We start from the raw sequence: 3,477 nt of genomic DNA, 5'->3' as shown, positions 1-3,477 counted from the left end.
GGGTCGGCTGCCGCACTCGCCGACGTGCTGGCCTGGCGCGCGCCCCGCCGGGGCGGCCGGCTGCGCGACGAGGTGGCGGGCTGGGCCCTGACCGAGGCCACCACCCTCGGTGTGGTGGCCCTCGACGCGATCTCCGCCCCCGGGCGCGCGTTGCTCGACGACCCGGACGGCATCGTCGCCGCGCTGCGCACCACCCTGCCCGAGCCCGTCGACCACGTGCTGCTGCAGGCCGACCTGACCGCCGTGGCGCCCGGGCCGCTTGAGCCCGAGCTGGCCCGCGAGCTCGACCTCGTGGCGGAGGTCGAGTCGGCGGGCGGCGCCACCGTCTACCGCTTCACCGAGGCCACGGTCCGCCGGGCACTGGACTCCGGCCGCAGCGCCGCCGACCTGCACGAGCTGCTGCGCAAGCGCTCGGCCACGCCGGTGCCGCAGGGCCTGTCCTACCTCGTCGACGACGTCGCGCGCCGGCACGGGCGGCTGCGCGGTGGGGCGGCGGCGTCGTTCCTGCGCTCCGACGACGAGGTGCTGATCTCCGAGGTGCTCGCCCACCCCGACGCGGTCCCGTTGGAGCTGCGCCGCATCGCCCCCACCGTGGTGGTCAGCCCGCTGCCGCTCGTCGAGCTGCTCGACGGGCTGCGCGCCGCCGGGTTCAGCCCCGCCGCGGAGGACACCGGCGGTGCCGTGCTCGACCTGTCCGACCGGGGCAGGCGCACCAGCCCGCGGCGGCGCATCACCGAGCGCGTCGGCACCCCGCCCGAGCCGGGCGACGAGCAGCTCGCCGCGCTGGTGTCCCGGATGCGGTCGGGCGACGCGCTGGCTGGCATGCGTCGCGGTGCGGAGACGTTCGCGAACGGCTCCACGCTCGACCTGCTGCGCACCGCTGCCTCGTCCCGGCGCAGCGTGTGGATCGGATTCGTCGACGGCCACGGTGTGCAGGGCGAGCGCGTGCTCGAGCCCACCAGCGTGGGCGGGGGTGTGGTGGAGGGCCGCGACGCGAGCGACGGCGCCCTGCACCGCGTGCCGCTGCATCGCATCACCAGCATCGCGATGGTGCAGGACTGACGGGTCCGGTCGTCGGGCTGCGAGATCGTTGCCAGGTGCGTGATCGACGGTGGGGGACGCTCAGCCGCGCGAGTCGCGGTCGGCTGTCCCGAAGCGGTGATCATGACCCGGCCGCCTCACCAGAGGGCTCGCGGCCGTATCCGCCGCAGCCCCGCGTCCCGAAGAACCGGCCTGCCGGTCCAGCGCGGCGGGCCGCCACGGCCGGAGCCCGGCCGAGGGAGGATCGACCGGGGCCGCTCGCCTGCGCGGACGGCGAGCACCGGCGCCCTCCGCGTCACGACGGGTATCCGCCGCTCAGGGTGTCCGGATACCGGTCGTGCGGCGGAGTCAGCGGGCCCCGGCCGTCATGCGGTGCTGCATGGCGTGCTCCACCAGCGCGATCAGCGTCTGCTTGGTGGAGAGGCGGTTGCGGGCGTCGCAGCTGACGATCGGGATCGACGGGTCGATCGACATGGCCTCGCGGACGTCCTCCACCCGGTGCTGGAGCAGCCCGTCGAAGCAGTTGAGGCCCACGACGTAGGGGAGCCCGCGGTCCTCGAAGAAGTCGATCGCGGCGAAGGAGTCGGCCAGCCTGCGGGTGTCGACCAGCACTACGGCGCCGATCGCGCCGCGCACCAGGTCGTCCCACATGAACCAGAACCGATGCTGGCCCGGCGTACCGAACAGGTACAGGATCAGCTCGGAGTCCAGCGAGACGCGGCCGAAGTCCATGGCCACCGTGGTCGTGACCTTGTTCGGGGTGGCCGACAGGTCGTCGTGCGCCGCGCTGGCCTCGGTCATGACGGCCTCGGTGGTCAGCGGGACGATCTCGGAGACCGAGCCGACGAACGTGGTCTTGCCGACACCGAACCCTCCGGCCACCACGATCTTCGCTGAGATCGTCGCCGCGGTGGCGATCGTGTGCGGCCTAGAGCCGACGGAGTCCACTCAACACCCTTTCCATCAGGGCGAGGTCCGGCGCGTTGCCGGCACTGCTCGCGGTCTGGTGCACGGTCACGACGCCGAGCCCGGCCATGTCGCCCAGCAGGACCCTCGCGACGCCGAGGGGCAGCGACAGTAGCGCCGCGACCTCGGCGACCGAGCGGGTCTGCTCGCACAGTTCCGCGACGGCACGGTGTTCGACCTGCAACAGGCCCATCTGGTCCCGGCCCCGCTGGCTGGTCGAGACGAGTGTCTCGATCGCCAGGTCGAGGCCGGACTTGGTTCGTCCACGGGTCCACGTGTAGGGCCGTACGGCGGAGGCGCCGACGCCCTGGCCGAACTGGTCGGCCTCCACGACCCGCATGTCGATCGGCCCGGTGGACTGGGCCGGAGGAACGGCCGGCCGCTGTTGCGGGGCCGCCCCGTACATCTCCTCGTTCGACACCGTCGCCGAGGAGCGGGCACGGTCGAGCTGTGTCTCCAGCTCCGGGGGCTGGTCGGCGTCGTCGCCGCGACGGCGACCCCACCGGCGGCGACGCGGCGAGCGGCCCGCGTCGAGGCTGAAGCCGTTCATCACGTCGGCGAAGGTCGGCTCCGAGGTCTGCCGGCGCTCGTCGTCGGGACCGGAGGTCATCGGACTTCACCTGCCTTCTTCACCGTCGTGCGTTCGTGTGTGGTCGGGAACGGGGGAGATCAGGGACCGAACGAGCCCTGGAGCTCGGCGCGGAGCTCGGGGGTGAGCAGCTGGCCGACGCGGTCGACCAGCAGCGTCATCTCGTATCCGATCAGGCCGATGTCACAGCTCGGTGACGCCAGCACGGCCAGGCAGGAACCGTCGCTGATCGACATCAGCAGGACGATGCCGCGGTCCATCTCGACGACCGTCTGGACGACGCCGCCCGCGTCGAAGCAGCGGGCCGCGCCCTGCGTGAGGCTGATCAGGCCGGAGGCCACCGCGGCGAGCTGGTCGGCGCGGTCGCGCGGAAGGCGGTCGGAGCTGGTCAGGAGCAGGCCGTCGGCCGACACCACGATGGTGTGGGCCACACCGGGCACCCGCTCCGCGAAGTTCGTGACCAGCCACCCGAACCGGCTCGGCTGTATCTGGGGCGCCGTCATGATGACTCCTCGTCGTGCGTACTGGCGGGGTTGGTGCTGGTGTCGGTGGCCGTTCCGGGCTCGCCTCCGCGGGCGCGGGTCTCGCGACCCTGCCGGACGCCTTGCTGGTAGCTCGCGAGGCGGCCCCGGATGGTCTCGGCGCTGCGCGAGGCGGTGACGGGCGGCGACAGCACCGCAGAGCCGGCGCTGCCGGGCACCAGCCGCGCCCGGGGACGCCGCTTGGGCAGCCCCGCAGCCGTCAGCTCGTCGGGGCGGTCGGACTCCACGCCGCTCGCGGCGCGCCAGCCCTCGTCGGCCGCGCCGGCGAAGGCCTGATCCGACACCGGTGCGGCCGGGGCGGCCTCGAACGGTGCCGGAGCGGCCTCGAACGGTGCCGGG

The 3,477-nt window shown here is 73.7% G+C and carries 5 protein-coding genes; 1 reads left to right on the top strand and 4 read right to left on the bottom strand.

Annotated features, from left to right (window positions below; genetic code table 11):
• On the top strand, positions 1-1,062 hold a 1,062-nt coding region (locus tag JWR81_RS32210; RefSeq protein ID WP_297661451.1), incomplete at its 5' end, for a helicase-associated domain-containing protein.
• Between the two features lie 327 nt (positions 1,063-1,389).
• On the opposite strand, the gene JWR81_RS32205 is transcribed toward JWR81_RS32210, so the two are convergent.
• From JWR81_RS32205 to JWR81_RS32190, 4 genes are all read right to left on the bottom strand, one after another.
• Positions 1,390-1,989: an ATP/GTP-binding protein gene (locus tag JWR81_RS32205; RefSeq protein ID WP_297661450.1), complete on the bottom strand. Its 600-nt coding sequence runs from the start codon at positions 1,987-1,989 to the stop codon at positions 1,390-1,392.
• The gene (locus tag JWR81_RS32200) at positions 1,970-2,617 is read right to left on the bottom strand and encodes a DUF742 domain-containing protein (RefSeq protein ID WP_297661448.1); all 648 of its coding nucleotides are present in this window, start codon (positions 2,615-2,617) and stop codon (positions 1,970-1,972) included. Before JWR81_RS32200 ends, JWR81_RS32205 begins: the two co-directional genes overlap by 20 nt.
• A gap of 59 nt (positions 2,618-2,676) precedes the next feature.
• Entirely contained in the window at positions 2,677-3,099 is a 423-nt protein-coding gene (locus tag JWR81_RS32195) for a roadblock/LC7 domain-containing protein (RefSeq protein WP_297661445.1), read from the bottom strand.
• On the bottom strand, positions 3,096-3,477 hold a 382-nt coding region (locus JWR81_RS32190; RefSeq protein ID WP_297661443.1), incomplete at its 5' end, for a hypothetical protein. The genes JWR81_RS32195 and JWR81_RS32190, both read right to left, overlap by 4 nt.

Source organism: Pseudonocardia sp., from assembly GCF_025965585.1.
Classification (GTDB): Bacteria; Actinomycetota; Actinomycetes; order Mycobacteriales; family Pseudonocardiaceae; genus Pseudonocardia.
The sequence above is the reverse complement of the archived record's forward strand: the minus strand, read 5'-3'. Positions and strand labels throughout refer to the sequence as shown.

What these genes read in the sequence shown, in the direction of transcription:
- JWR81_RS32200 (WP_297661448.1), bottom strand. Translation starts at nt 2,617, where the DNA reads ATGACCTCCGGTCCCGACGACGAGCGCCGGCAGACCTCGGAGCCGACC.
- JWR81_RS32195 (WP_297661445.1), bottom strand. Translation starts at nt 3,099, where the DNA reads ATGACGGCGCCCCAGATACAGCCGAGCCGGTTCGGGTGGCTGGTCACG.